The organism is Agromyces sp. MMS24-K17 (assembly GCF_043950245.1).
Taxonomy (GTDB): domain Bacteria; phylum Actinomycetota; class Actinomycetes; order Actinomycetales; family Microbacteriaceae; genus Agromyces.
Window position 1 is genome coordinate 637789 of the sequence record NZ_CP171640.1, and the last position, 13415, is coordinate 651203.

The following is a 13415-nucleotide window of genomic DNA, read 5'->3' on the forward strand; positions in this document are numbered from 1 at the left end:
GGATGATGGCCTACGACGTGGCGCGGATCCGCTCCCTGTTCCCCTCGCTCGCATCCGGATGGGCGCTGTTCGACGGGCCCGGCGGCACGCAGACGCCGCTCGACGTCGCCGAGGCGATGGCCGCGACCCTCGTCGGGCCGTTGTCGAACCGGGGCACGCTCAGCGTGAGCGAACGGCGGGCGGATGACTCGGTGCGCGACTTCCGCCAGGCCGTCGCCGACCTCACCGGCGCCGACCCGCGCGGCGTCGTGCACGGCCGCAGCGCGACGCAGCTCGCCTACGACTTCTCGCGCCACCTGTCGCGCGACTGGCGCCCGGGCGACGAGGTCGTCGTGACCCGCCTCGACCACGACTCGAACGTGCGGCCGTGGGTGCAGGCGGCCGAACGGGCCGGCGCGACCGTGCGCTGGGCCGACTTCGACCCGGCGACCGGCGAGCTGCCCGTCGAGGCGGTCGAGGCGGCGCTCTCCGACCGCACGCGACTCGTCGCGGTGACGGCCGCATCGAACCTCATCGGCACGATGCCCGATGTCGCGGCGATCGCCGATGCGGCGCACGCGGTCGGCGCCCTCGTGTACGTCGACGGCGTGCACTTCACGGCGCACGAGCTGCCCGACCTCGCGGCGCTCGGCGCCGACCTGTTCACGTGCTCGCCGTACAAGTTCCTCGGCCCGCACTGCGGGGTGCTCGTCGCCGATCCCGAGCTGCTCGAGGGCATCCGGCCCGACAAGCTCCTGCCGTCGACGGACGAGGTGCCCGAGCGGTTCGAGTTCGGCACGCTGCCGTACGAGCAGCTCGCCGGCGTGACGGCGGCGGTCGACGTGCTCGCGGGCCTCGACGACGGGGCGTCGGGCACGCGCCGGGACCGGCTCGCCGCGTCGTACGCCGCCCTGCACGGCCACGAGGAGGCGCTCCGCCGCCGGATCGAGGCGGGGCTGGCCGAGCTGCCCGGCGTGACGGTGTGGTCGCGTGCCGCCCGGCGCACGCCGACGATCCTGATGACGTTCGACGGCCGGATCGCCGACGACGTGTCGACGGCGCTCGCCGAGCGCGCGGTGCTCGCGCCGAGCCACAACTTCTACGCGCTCGAGGCATCCCGTCGCCTCGGGCTCGGCGACGCCGGCGGCCTGCGCGTCGGCCTCGCGCCCTACACCGACGACGACGACGTCGAGCGCCTGCTCGACGGGCTGAAGGGAGCCCTCGCATGACCGACCCGAACCCGACGACCGACCGCACCGCCACCGCCGAGCGCGGCGCGCTGCTGCGCGAGCTGCACGAGGCGCACGAGCTGCTGCAGGTCGTGAACGTGTGGGACGTGGTGAGTGCGCGCGTCGTGGCCGCCCTGCCGGGCACGCGGGCGCTCGCGACCGCCAGCCACTCGATCGCGGCGACGTTCGGCTACCCCGACGGCGAGCGGATCCCGCGCGAGCTGATGCTCGACATGGCGGGCCGGATCGCGCGCGACGTGGACGTGCCCGTCAGCGCCGACCTCGAGGCCGGGTACGGCGACGCGGGCGAGACGATCCGACTCGCGATCGCCGAGGGCATCGTCGGCGCCAACCTCGAGGACGAGCTGAAGCCGCTCCCCGACGCGGTCGCCGCGGTGCGCGCGGCCGTCGCCGCGGCGGACGCCGAGGGCGTGCCGTTCGCCCTCAACGCCCGCACCGACGCGTTCCTCCGCGCGAACGGCCGGCCCCTGGCCGAGTCGGTCGCCGACGCGATCGAGCGCGGACGCGCCTTCCTCGACGAGGGCGCCACCTGCGTGTTCGTGCCCGGCAACTTCGAGGACGCGATCGTGGAAGACCTCGTCGCGGGCATCGGCGTGCGCAAGGTGAGCGTCATCGGGCTGCCCGCCCTGCCGACCCCGGGCCGGCTGCAGGAACTCGGCGTCGCCCGCGTCTCGTACGGGCCGACCACCCAGCGCGTCGCCCTCGGCGCCCTCGAGGACCTCGCGACGTCGCTGTACGGCGGCGGCGTGCTGCCGAGTGGCATCCGCCCCCTGAACTGACCTCCGCGCTAGGGTGGCTCATGGCGGCTCCGGCCGCCATGGGCCGTGCGGGGGTGCGGCCCGATGCGGCGCGGTCACGCCCCCGGCGAAGGAGGGGCAGTGGCGAGCGGCATCCCCATCGAGATCCAGGGGCTCACGAAGCGGTTCGGGCACGTCACCGCGGTCGACGACCTGACGTTCACGGTCGAACCCGGGCGGGTCACCGGGTTCCTCGGCCCGAACGGCGCGGGGAAGACCACGACGCTCCGCTCGCTCCTCGGGCTGGTGAAGCCGACGGCGGGCACGGCGACGTTCGCCGGCACGCCGTACGCGAAGCTCGACCGGCCGCTGGAGACCGTCGGCGCCGCGCTCGACGCCGCGTTCCACCCCGGGCGGACCGCACGCGACCACCTGCGGGTGTACGCGACGGCGGCCGGCATCCCGCGCGCGCGGGTCGGCGAGGTGCTCGAGCAGGTCGGCATCGCCGAGTACGCGAACCGCCGCGTCGGCGGGTTCTCGCTCGGCACGCGCCAGCGCCTGTCGCTCGCCTACACGCTGCTCGGCGACCCCGGCGTGCTCGTGCTCGACGAGCCGATCAACGGCCTCGACCCCGAGGGCATCCGCTGGATCCGCGTGTTCCTGCAGGGCCTCGCCCGCGAGGGCCGCACGGTGCTCGTGAGCTCGCACCTGCTGAGCGAGGTGCAGCAGACGGTCGACGAGGTCGTCATCATCTCCCGGGGCAAGCTCGTGCACAGCGGCACGCTGGTGAGCCTCGAGCTCGACTCCGCTCCGCGCACCATCGCCGACTCCCCCGACCGGCCGTCGCTCGCCGCCGCGCTCGACGCCGCCGGGCTCTCGTACGCCCAGGGCCGCCAGGGGTTCATCGTCGACGAGCCCGACCCCGGCCGGGTGGGCCATGCCGCGTTCGTCGGCGGGGTCGAGCTGAGCGCGCTGCACCGACTGCGGTCGGGGCTCGAGGAGTCGTTCCTGACCCTGGTGGGCGAGGGGCCGGATGCGTCGCCCGAGCCTCCGGCGGAGGCATCCGTTCCGGCGGAGGCATCCGCGCCGCCGTCCGTTCCGGCGGAGGCATCCGATCCGCCCGAGGCATCCGCACCGCCCGCTGCCGCGACCGACGAGCGGGAGGCCTGAGATGCACGCACTCGCCGCCGAGTTCCAGAAGACCTTCACGACGCGGATGTGGTGGCTGCTCGCCATCCTGCTCGTCGGCTACGTCGCGCTGCTCGCGGGCGGGTTCGGCGCGTTCCTCGGCTGGGCGATCGACGACCCCGAGGCGGCCGCCGCGGCCGGCGGCGCAGGCGGGCCGCCCCTGCCCGTGGGAGCCGACCCGGCACCGCTCGTGTACAGCTTCGCCACGTCCATCGGGTACGTGTTCCCCGTGCTGCTCGGCACGCTCGCCGTCACCGGCGAGTTCCGGCACCGCACGCTCACGCCGACCTTCCTCGCCACGCCGAAGCGCGGCGTCGTGCTCACCGGCAAGCTCGTCTCGCAGATCGTGATCGGCGCGCTGTTCGGCGTGCTCGGCTTCGCCGCCTCGGTCGGAGCGGGCGCCGGAGCGCTCGCGGCGTTCGGCGTCGACACCGGCCTCGACTCGTCCGACACGTGGGCGATGATCGGTCGCGGCATCCTCGCCATGGCGCTCTGGGCGGCGATCGGCGTCGGCCTCGGGTCGGTCGTGCCGAACCAGGTCGCCGCGATCGTCATCGTGATCGCGTTCACCCAGTTCGTCGAGCCGGTGCTGCGACTCATGGCCTCGCTGTCCGACCTGACCGCCGAGATCGGCAAGTTCCTGCCCGGGGCGGCGAGCGACGCGCTCGTCGGGGCGTCGTTCTACTCGATAGCGTCGGTCGGCACGTCGGTGTCGCTCGAGTGGTGGCAGGGCGGGCTGGTGCTCGCCGGCTACGCCGCGCTGCTGTCGCTCATCGGCGGCCTCACGACCTGGCGCGGCGACGTGTCGTGACCTCGACGCCCCTCGCCGAGCTGCGCTCGCGCCGGCTGTTCGCGCTGGGGCTGCGCGGAACGGATGCCACGTCGCCCGTGGAGCTCGTGCGCCGCGGCGTCGCCGTGCAGGCGCAGGAGTACCTCCCCGCGCAGTGGGGACTCGCGCAGCGCCTGGTCCCCGAGGTGCGTCCGACGGCCGGCGGCACGGCCGCCCTGCTCGACGGGGGCGAGATCCTCCGCACCCACGTCCTGCGGCCCACCTGGCACGTCGTCGACCCGGCCGACGCCCGCTGGCTGCTGGAGCTCTCGGCCGAACGCGTGCACCGGCTCATGGCGGCGTACGACCGCCGCCACGGCATCGAGGGCGCGCGGGCCGCCTCCGCCCTCGACACCATGGCCGAGGCCGTCGCCGGGGGGCGCCACCGCACGCGCGCCGAGCTCGCCGAGGCATTGCAGGCCGATGGCTGGATGACGACCGGTGGAGCGATCGGCTTCCTGCTCATGCACGCCGAACTCGAACGCGTGCTCATCTCCGGCGCGTCCAGCGGGAAGCAGCGCACCTACGCCGCCTTCGACGAGCGGGTTCCGCCGTCGCCGCCGCGGCCGCGCGACGAGGCCCTCGCCGAACTCGCCGAACGGTACCTGCTGACCCGGTCGCCGGCGAGCACCCGCGACCTGTCGGCCTGGTCGGGCTTCGGGTTGCGCGACGTGCGCGCCGCCCTGCTCGCGGCGGCCGAGCGGACGGGCGGGCGGATCGAACGGTTCGGCGACGACCCCGCCGAGGAGCTCTGGCACGACGCATCCGTCTCGGCCGCCTGGAGGGCACGCGGGGCCGCGCGCGCGACCGCCGACGACGACCCCGAGCGCGTCGACCTGCTGCAGGCGTACGACGAGTTCATCATGGGCTACGCCGCCCCGCGCGCCTACCTGCAGCCGCCCGGGCGCACCGACTCCATCGCGCCCGAGTTCCCGCTGCACGCGCTCATGGCCGGCGGGGTGATGTTCGGGCGGTGGGCGCCGCTGGTGAAGGAGCGTTCCGCGGTCGTGCGGCTCGAACCCTGGCGGCGGATGTCCCGGGCCGAGCACGCCTCGTTCGAGGCCGGCGCCGCCGAGATCGAGCGCTTCCTCGGCGTGCCGGTCACCGTCGACGTCGCCGCGGTGGTCGAGTAGCGGCATGCCCGTCGTCGCCAGCGTCATCGTCGCCCTCGCCGCGCTCCTGCACGGCTACATCTTCCTGATGGAGAGCGTCTGGTGGACGCGGCCGTCGACGTGGAAGCGGTTCGGCGTGCGCGACCAGGCGCAGGCGGATGCCACGAAGCCGATGGCGTACAACCAGGGTTTCTACAACCTGTTCCTCGGGGTCGGCGCGGCACTCGGACTCGTGCTGTTCTGGGCCGACGCGGTCGTACCGGGCAAGACGCTCGTGCTCTTCACGACGGCCTGCATGGCGCTGGCCGCGCTCGTGCTCACGACCACGGGTCGCGGGTACTGGAAGCCGGCGCTCATCCAGGGCACGCTGCCGCTCATCGGCTTCGTGCTGTTCGCGCTGTCCTGAGGCCCTAGTCGCCCACCGATTCGCCGAGCACCGCCGCGTCGTCGGGCAGCGCCTCGGCCGACAGCTTCAGCCGGTCGATGAGCTCGGCCGCGTGGCTGGTGCTCAGGATGACCCGGGCGAACTCGCCGTCGCTCAGTTCGAGCACCACGGCCTGCCGCTTGCCCTTCACGACGACGAAGTCGAGCCCGCCGTGGTACTTCCACGTGCCGACGGCCACGACGAGCGGCACCTCGGACCCGCGACGGCGGATGCCTCGGATCCAGATCCACGGGTCGTCGGTGATCGTGGCCGACCGGATGTCCTCGCGCTGGATCACGACGTCGGCGCCCCGGAGCGCGAGCGATTTCTCGGTCGCGCTGAGGTGCACCTCGAGGCGGTCGGCGTGGACCCGGATGTTGGCCATGCCCTCCATCCTGCCCGAGACCGGCGACGTTCGGGACCCGGGTGGGAAGGTCGCCCCGAGCGGCACAACCAGCTGGACCGTGGGCTGGGATACTGACTTCCCGGGTCAGGTGACGTTCGTGCTGATCCGTCCTGCGCGAATCCGGGGGAACGACCTCTCCGCGTGCGCAATGCCGTCGTGGAAGACGAGGAGGCGAAGGCATGACCGGGGCAAGTACCGTGCGCTCGTTCACCCTTCGGCAGGGCGATCGGCTCGCCATGCGGGGTCGTGCGGAGGCCGGCGTGCTCGCCAGCACCTCGGCTCCGCCGCCGTTGCCGGGCACACCGCCGGTCACGCACCCGTTCGCGACGGCGACCTTCCTCCAAGCCGAAACGGAGGGGCAGTTGGGTGCTCTCCTGCAGTCGGCGACCGATCTCGAACGGGTTCCTCGAAGCCGCGGCGGCGGCCGGGTACCAGGTCGTCGTCGACGATGCCTGACGACCTCCTTCCTCCCGACTACCGGTTGCAGGCGGCGCTCGCCGCTGCACGGTTCGAGGCGCAGGGTTGCTCGAGCGAGGGGACGGGTCATGATCGACGAGATGTTCAGCGGGGCCGTCGTCGCGTTCGTCGGGTTCGCCGGCGACTCGGCGTACCCGGTCGGCGCAGAGACCGACCGGGCGTTCCGAGCGCGATCCGGTGTCAGTCTGCCGGCGACGCGGCTGCCGCAGCGCGGGCCGCAGCCGGCAGCGCCGCGACGATGCGGGCGATCGCCGCGTCGTCGTGCGCGGCCGTGACGAACCACGCCTCGAACACGCTCGGCGGGAGCGAGACGCCCTGGTCGAGCATCGCGTGGAAGAACGGCGCGTAGCGCCAGGCATCCTGCGCCTTCGCACCGGCGTAGTCGAACACGGGCCCGTCGGCGAAGACGAAGCTGAACAGGTTGCCCGCGCGCTGCACCGCGTGGGCGACGCCCTCGGCGGCCAGGGCCGCCGACACCGCGTCGGAGACGATCTCGGCGTTGCGGTCGAGCGTCGCGTACACGTCGGCGTCGGCCGCGCGCAGCGTCGCGATGCCGGCCGCGACCGCGACCGGGTTCCCCGACAAGGTGCCCGCCTGGTAGACCGGGCCGAGCGGCGCGAGGCGCTCGAGGATGTCCCGTCGCCCGCCGATCGCCGCGACCGGCATGCCGCCGCCGATGACCTTGCCGAACGTGAGGAGGTCGGGCGTGTAGGCGCCGTCCCCGGCGGACTCGACGCCCCACCAGCCGGCCGGGCCGACGCGGAAGCCGGTCAGCACCTCGTCGCTGATGACGAGGGCGCCGTGCGCGTGCGCGAGCTCGATGAGGTCGCGGTTGAACCCCGGGTTCGGGGCGACGACGCCCATGTTCGCCGCGGCCGCCTCGACGATGACCGCGGCGATGCGGTCGCCGTGCTCCGCGAACGCGGCGCGCACGGCATCGAGGTCGTTGTACGGCAGCACGAGCGTCAGCGCGGCGATGTCGGCGGGCACGCCGGCCGAGCCGGGCATCGCGAAGGTCGCGAGGCCCGAACCGGCCTCGGCGAGCAGGCCGTCGGAGTGGCCGTGGTAGTGACCGGCGAACTTGACGAGCACGTCGCGGCCGGTGAAGCCGCGGGCGAGGCGGATCGCGGTCATCGTCGCCTCGGTGCCCGTCGAGACGAGGCGGAGCCGCTCGACCGGGCCGACGCGCTGCTCGACGAGCTCGGCGAGCTCCGTCTCGGCGGGGGTCGTCGCGCCGAACGAGAGCCCCCGGGTCGCGGCATCCCGCACCGCCTCGACGACCCGCGGGTCGGCATGGCCGAGGATCGCGGGGCCCCACGACGCGACGAGGTCGACGTACTCGCGACCCTCGACGTCGGTCACGTACGGCCCGCGGGCCGACACGAGGAACCGGGGCGTACCGCCGACCGAGCCGTAGGCGCGCACCGGCGAGTTCACGCCGCCGGGGATGGCCGCGCGGGCGCGGTCGAAGAGCTCGTCGTTGGTGGTCATTCGACACCGTCCTTCAGCCAGCCGGCGAGCTCGGTCGCCCAGTAGGTCAGCACCGCGTCGGCGCCGGCGCGGCGGATGCCGCGCACCGTCTCGATCACCGTGCGCTGCCGGTCGAGCCAGCCGTGCGCTGCGGCGGCCTCGACCATCGCGTACTCGCCGGAGACCTGGTAGGCCCAGACCGGCACGTCGCTCGCGGCGGCCACGTCGGCGAGCACGTCGAGGTACGAGCCGGCGGGCTTCACCATGACGATGTCGGCGCCCTCCTCGATGTCGAGCAGTGCCTCGCGGAGGCCCTCGCGCCGGTTGCCCGGGTCGAGCTGGTACGTGCGCCGGTCGCCCTGGAGCTGCGAGTCGACGGCCTCGCGGAACGGGCCGTAGAAGGCGCTCGCGTACTTCGCCGAGTAGGCGAGCAGCGCGACGTCCTCGAAGCCGGCGTCGTCGAGCACGGCCCGCACGGCGGCGGTCTGGCCGTCCATCATGCCCGAGAGGCCGAGCAGCTGCGATCCCGCGCGCGCCTGCTCGAGCGCCATCGCCCGGTACCGCTCGAGCGTCGCGTCGTTGTCGACCCGGCCGTCGGCGTCGAGCACGCCGCAGTGGCCGTGGTCGGTGAACTCGTCGAGGCAGAGGTCGGTCTGGACGAGCAGCGCGTCGCCGGCCTCCTCGCGCACCAGCCGGGTGGCGACGTTCAGGATGCCGTCGGGGTCGGTCGCACCCGACCCGCGCGCGTCGCGCACCTCGGGAACGCCGAACAGCATCACGCCGCCGATGCCCGCCGCGGCCGCGTCGGCGATGGCGCCGCGGACGGAGTCGAGCGAGTGCTGCACGACGCCGGGCATCGACGCGATCGGCATCGGCGCGGAGATGCCCTCGCGGACGAACAGCGGCAGCACCAGGTCGGCGGCGTGCAGGCGGGTCTCTCCCGCCAGGCGGCGCATGGCTGGAGTGGATCGGAGGCGGCGGGGACGGATGACGGGGTGGGGCGTCGAGGTCACCGGACCAGCCTACGTCGGGTCGCCTGAGCGGATGCCACGTGCACGACGCCGTGCGCGGGCCCCAGCCGAAGCGGCGGGGGCGGGGCGGGTGCGAGGGCTCAGGCGCGGGCGAGCGCCGCGTTCACGACGGCGTCGATGAGGGACTCCGCGGTGCGCTCGTCGGCGACCACGTCGACGCGCAGGCCGTACTCCGCGGCATCCTTGCGGGTCTGCGGGCCGATCGCCGCGACCAGGATCTCCTCGGGGATCGGGCCGAGCTGGAGCTCGACCTGCTCGGCGACGCTGCCCGAGGTCACGAGGACGGCGTTCACGTTGCCGGCGCGCACGTCGTCGATGACCTTCTGCGAGGCGGGCACGCCGACGGTGCGGTACGCGACGACGGCCTCGACGTGGTGGCCGATGCGCGCGAGGCCGATCGACAGCACCTGCTTGGCGATCGCGGAACGCAGCGCGAGCACCCGCAGGCCCTTCTCGCCGCCGGTCGCCGCCTCCCACTCCTCGAGCAGGCCCTTGGCCGAGTTGTCGTCGCTCGGCACGATGTCGGCGCGGTACCCGGCGGCCACGAGCGCGGCCGCGGTGGTCTCGCCCACCGCGGCGACCTTCGTGGTCGGCGGGATCACGGCGTCGTACGAGCTGAGCACGTCGACCGTCGTCGCGCTCGTGATGGTCAGCCAGTCGAACTCTCCGGCGCCGAGCTTGCGCAGCGCCTCGAGCAGCGCCGGCTGGTCGTCGGCCGGCGCGAAGTTGATGAGCGGTGCGATGATCGGGTTCGCGCCGCGAGCCCGGAGGGACGCGGCGACGCTGTCGCCCCACGGCCCGCCGCGGGGCACGAGGACCCGCCAACCGGCCAGCGGCTTGCCGGCGCCCGGAGGCAGGTTGATGGCACCCGTCAACGCTTCGTAATCGCTCACCGGCTCTCCTCGGGTCGTGAAAGATCGGCGGCACCGTTGCCGAGGAGTTCTGCGACGACGCGGTCTGCGAGGTCGCGAGCAGCATCCGCCAGGTCGGCGGCGGAGCGGCTCTCCGGGGTGGCCGCGTGCGAACTCGACACGCTCCGTTCCCCGTCGACACTGTACACGCTCGCCGTCAGGAACAGGAGTTCGTCCTCGAGGAAGGCCGTGGCCGCGACGGGCGCGGAGCATCCGGCCTCGAGGCCGGCGAGCACGAGCCGCTCGGCGAGCACCGCCGCGCGCGTGGTGCGGTGCTCGATCGATTCGAGCGCCCGCTCGAGGGTCGCGCTCCCCCGCTCGCGGCGGACCTCGATCGCGAGCGCGCCCTGGCCGGGCGCGGTCGGCCAGTCGCCGAGGTCGAGGAGCTCCGACACGGCGTCGCTCCGGCCGAGGCGGTTGAGCCCGGCCGCGGCGAGCAGCACGGCGTCGAGCTCGCCGTCGGCGACCTTGCCCAGCCGGGTGTCGACGTTGCCGCGCAGGTCGACGGCGACGACGTCGGGGCGGGCCGCGGCGAGCTGCGCGATGCGGCGCGGCGAGCCGGTGCCGACGCGCGCACCCTCGGGCAGCGACGCGAGGGTGAGGCCGTCGCGGGCGCACAGGGCGTCGCGGGCGTCGGCGCGCTTGGGCACGGCACCGAGTCGGAGGCCCTCGTGCTCGGCCGTGGGCAGGTCCTTCAGCGAGTGCACGACCAGGTCGCACTCGCCGGCCAGCAGGGCTTCGCGCAGGGCCGCGGCGAACACGCCCTCGCCGCCGATCTCGCTCAGCGAGGCGCGGGAGGTGTCGCCGTGGGTCGTGACCGGGACGAGCTCGATCTCGGCCTTCGCGGCGGCGCCGATGCGCGCGGCGATCTGCTTGGTCTGCGCGAGGGCGAGGGCGCTGCCGCGCGTGCCGACGCGGATCACGCCGCTCACGGCGCGATCCCGGCGAGCGCGGGCCGGAACCCGAGGCGGACGTTCTCGCAGCAGCCGGGACGGCAGACGTCGTACCAGGGGCCGAGGTCGGTGACCGCGGGCCGCTCGGCGACCGGCGTGCCCTCGAGCCGCTCGACCACGAGGTCGACGAGGCCCGCGACGTACGCCGGGTGGTGGCCGGGCGTCGGCACGCGGACCGCGGCGAGGCCGTGCTCGCCGGCCGTCTCGAGTGCCTCGTTGTCGAGGTCCCAGAGGACCTCCATGTGGTCGCTCACGAAGCCGAGCGGGACGATGACGATCGCCTTGCGGCCGGCGGCCGGCAGCTCCTCGATCGCGTCGTTGATGTCGGGCTCGAGCCACGGCATCGACGGGGGGCCCGACCGCGACTGGTAGACGAGCTGCCACGGGACCTCCGAGACGCCCGCCTCGCGCATGACGACCTCGGCGACCGCGGCGTGCTGGGCGGCGTACGCGCCGCCCTCGCCGAAGCCGCGCTCCGCGGGGCCCGACTTCGCGGCGTCGGTCGACGGGATCGAGTGCGTCGCGAAGAGCACCTCGATCTCGTTCCGGCGGTCGATGCCGGGGTGGTCGGCCTCGAGCTGCGCGACGGCGTCGCGCACGCCCTCGACGAACGGCTGCACGAAGCCGGGGTGGTCGAAGAACTGGCGCACCTTGTCGATCTGGATCGTCTCGGCGGTGCCGGTGTCGGCGAGCGCGTCGGCGAAGTCCTCGCGGTACTGGCGGCAGCTCGAGTACGACGAGTAGGCGCTCGTGGCGATCGCGATCAGCTTCGTGAAGCCCCGCTCCTTCGCCTCGGCGAGCGCGTCGTTCACGTAGGGGTCCCAGTTGCGGTTGCCCCAGAGCACGGGCAGGTCGATGCCGCGGGCCGCGAGCTCGGCCTCGAGGGCTGCCTTCAGGTCGCGGTTCTGCTGGTTGATCGGGCTGACGCCGCCGAAGTGGCGGTAGTGGTGCGCGACCTCCTCGAGGCGCTCGTCGGGGATGCCGCGACCGCTCGTGACGTTCCGGAGGAACGGGATGACGTCGTCCTGGCCCTCGGGTCCGCCGAAGCCGGCGAGCAGGATCGCGTCGTACGCGACGGGCGTCTCGACGTGCTCGGCGCCGCCCTGCGCCGCGGGCGTCGCGCCGGGCACGATCGCGCCGGGCGCGCAGTACGCCGAGGCGGCGGGCGCGGGCTTCCGGCCGGGGACGTGGGTCGCGCCGCGCTCGGCGGCGTCGGCGCCGGTGGAGCCGAGGTTCGCCGCGGCCATTACTGGAGCACCTCCACGAGCTCGGCGGTGGAGACCCGGCGGCCCGTGTAGAACGGGACCTCCTCGCGCACGTGGCGGCGGGCGTCGGTGGCACGCAGGTCGCGCATGAGGTCGACGAGGTCGGTCAGGTCGTCGGCCTCGAGCGGCAGCAGCCACTCGTAGTCGCCGAGCGAGAACGCCGAGACGGTGTTGGCGATGACGTTGCGGAACGCGGCGCCCTTGCGGCCGTGCTCGGCGAGCATGCGCCCGCGCTCGGCCGGGTCGAGCAGGTACCACTCGTAGCTGCGCACGAACGGGTAGACGGTGAGCCAGTCCTTCGGCTCGATGCCGCGGAGGAAGCCGGGCACGTGCGACTTGTTGAACTCGGCGTCGCGGTGCACCCCCATCGCGTTCCAGGTCGGCAGGAGCGCCCGGAACAGGCGCGCGCGACGGAGCTGGCGCAGGGCCCACTGCAGGCCCTCGGCGGTCGGGCCGTGCAGCCAGAGCATGACGTCGGCGTCGGCGCGGAGGCCGGACACGTCGTAGAGGCCGCGCACGGTCACGCCCTCGTCCTCGACGAGCGCGATGACGCCGTCGAGTTCGCGGACGAAGCGCGGGACGTCGTGCCCGTCGAGGTCGTCGGGTCGCGCGGGATCCCGCCGGAACACGGCGAACACCGTGTAGCCCTCGGGAGACCGCTCGGCCTCGGAATCGGTTCGGAGCGCGTCGGCTGCCGCTTCGGCAGCGGGGAAGACATGCCTCCAGTCTCCCCCTTCCCCGGGCCGGGGCAAAAGCCGCCCCGATCGGGGCCGCGTCAGCCGACGCCGAGGCCGTCGTCGGCGTCGCCGGAGACCTCGGTGGCGGCGAGCTCGTCGAGGAATCGGATGACGACGTCGCGCTCCTCGGCGGTGAGCCCGGCGGCGACGTCGAACCGCCGCGCGTGCTGTCGGCCGACGGTCTCGCGGGCGTCCTGCCGGGTGTGCTCGGTCACCCGGATGACGAGGGAGCGCCGGTCGCCCGGGTGCGGCTCGCGCACGATGTGCCGACCGCGTTCGAGCCGGTCGAGGAGCTTCGTGGTGGCGGCGGTCGAGATCGCGAGGTGCTCGCTGAGCTGCCCGGGCGTCACGTGCTCGCCCTGGTTGTGGGCGGCGATGAGGAAGCGGAGCGCGCGCATGTCGGTCGCGTTGAGCTTCATGTAGCGGTTGGATGCCTCGCTCATGCGCTCGGCGGCCAGGTGCCATCGCCGGAGCGCCCGCATCACCTCGACGACGTGCGCGACCTCGTCGTCGCTGAGGTGCTCGCGGTGCACCAGCTCGCCGGCGGCGTCGGCGATCCTCGGGTCCAGCATGCGGTCGGCGATGACCTCGCTGGTTGAAGCGTCCTTCTTCACAGGAGAGATTCTATCCGCTCGGCTAATTTCTC

General features: G+C 74.0%; 14 protein-coding genes. 6 read left to right on the plus strand and 8 right to left on the minus strand.

Features of this window, described 5'->3' with window-relative positions:
• Positions 1-5: 5 nt before the first annotated feature.
• From ACGGZK_RS02780 to ACGGZK_RS02805, 6 genes are all read left to right on the plus strand, one after another.
• Positions 6-1208 (plus strand): cysteine desulfurase-like protein, encoded by a 1203-nt coding sequence (locus tag ACGGZK_RS02780; RefSeq protein WP_395244740.1) that lies wholly within the window; start codon positions 6-8, stop codon positions 1206-1208.
• Entirely contained in the window at positions 1205-2008 is an 804-nt protein-coding gene (locus ACGGZK_RS02785; RefSeq protein WP_395244741.1) for an isocitrate lyase/phosphoenolpyruvate mutase family protein, read from the plus strand. The genes ACGGZK_RS02780 and ACGGZK_RS02785 overlap by 4 nt, the downstream gene beginning before the upstream one ends.
• A gap of 99 nt (positions 2009-2107) precedes the next feature.
• A complete protein-coding gene (locus tag ACGGZK_RS02790) occupies positions 2108-3136 on the plus strand; it encodes an ABC transporter ATP-binding protein (RefSeq protein ID WP_395244742.1) in 1029 nt (342 codons plus the stop codon).
• Position 3137: 1 nt separating this feature from the next.
• On the plus strand, positions 3138-3965 hold the full coding sequence (locus ACGGZK_RS02795) for an ABC transporter permease (RefSeq protein ID WP_395244743.1): 828 nt from the start codon (positions 3138-3140) through the stop codon (positions 3963-3965).
• A complete protein-coding gene (locus ACGGZK_RS02800) occupies positions 3962-5116 on the plus strand; it encodes a winged helix DNA-binding domain-containing protein (RefSeq protein ID WP_395244744.1) in 1155 nt (384 codons plus the stop codon). Before ACGGZK_RS02795 ends, ACGGZK_RS02800 begins: the two co-directional genes overlap by 4 nt.
• A gap of 4 nt (positions 5117-5120) precedes the next feature.
• Positions 5121-5501: a DUF1304 domain-containing protein gene (locus ACGGZK_RS02805; protein ID WP_395244745.1), complete on the plus strand. Its 381-nt coding sequence runs from the start codon at positions 5121-5123 to the stop codon at positions 5499-5501.
• A 4-nt stretch (positions 5502-5505) separates the two neighbouring features.
• On the opposite strand, the gene ACGGZK_RS02810 is transcribed toward ACGGZK_RS02805, so the two are convergent.
• The 8 genes from ACGGZK_RS02810 to ACGGZK_RS02845 all read right to left on the minus strand — a co-directional run bounded on the left by ACGGZK_RS02810 (position 5506) and on the right by ACGGZK_RS02845 (position 13383).
• A complete protein-coding gene (locus ACGGZK_RS02810) occupies positions 5506-5904 on the minus strand; it encodes a hypothetical protein (protein ID WP_395244746.1) in 399 nt (132 codons plus the stop codon).
• A 678-nt stretch (positions 5905-6582) separates the two neighbouring features.
• Positions 6583-7893, minus strand: a complete 1311-nt coding sequence (gene hemL, locus ACGGZK_RS02815; protein ID WP_395244747.1) for a glutamate-1-semialdehyde 2,1-aminomutase — start codon at positions 7891-7893, stop codon at positions 6583-6585.
• Positions 7890-8885, minus strand: coding sequence for a porphobilinogen synthase (gene hemB / locus ACGGZK_RS02820; RefSeq protein WP_395244748.1), 996 nt, complete (start codon positions 8883-8885; stop codon positions 7890-7892). The genes hemL and hemB overlap by 4 nt, the downstream gene beginning before the upstream one ends.
• Before the next feature lie 98 nt (positions 8886-8983).
• Positions 8984-9796, minus strand: a complete 813-nt coding sequence (locus tag ACGGZK_RS02825; protein WP_395244749.1) for a uroporphyrinogen-III synthase — start codon at positions 9794-9796, stop codon at positions 8984-8986.
• Positions 9793-10746, minus strand: a complete 954-nt coding sequence (hemC, locus tag ACGGZK_RS02830) for a hydroxymethylbilane synthase (RefSeq protein WP_395244750.1) — start codon at positions 10744-10746, stop codon at positions 9793-9795. The genes ACGGZK_RS02825 and hemC overlap by 4 nt, the downstream gene beginning before the upstream one ends.
• Complete coding sequence (locus ACGGZK_RS02835) at positions 10743-12014, minus strand: ferrochelatase (protein ID WP_395244751.1); 1272 nt, start codon at positions 12012-12014, stop codon at positions 10743-10745. Before ACGGZK_RS02835 ends, hemC begins: the two co-directional genes overlap by 4 nt.
• Positions 12014-12670: a hydrogen peroxide-dependent heme synthase gene (gene hemQ / locus ACGGZK_RS02840; RefSeq protein WP_395244752.1), complete on the minus strand. Its 657-nt coding sequence runs from the start codon at positions 12668-12670 to the stop codon at positions 12014-12016. The genes ACGGZK_RS02835 and hemQ overlap by 1 nt, the downstream gene beginning before the upstream one ends.
• 137 nt (positions 12671-12807) lie before the next feature.
• On the minus strand, positions 12808-13383 hold the full coding sequence (locus ACGGZK_RS02845; protein WP_395244753.1) for a MarR family winged helix-turn-helix transcriptional regulator: 576 nt from the start codon (positions 13381-13383) through the stop codon (positions 12808-12810).
• Between the last annotated feature and the right edge of the window lie 32 nt (positions 13384-13415).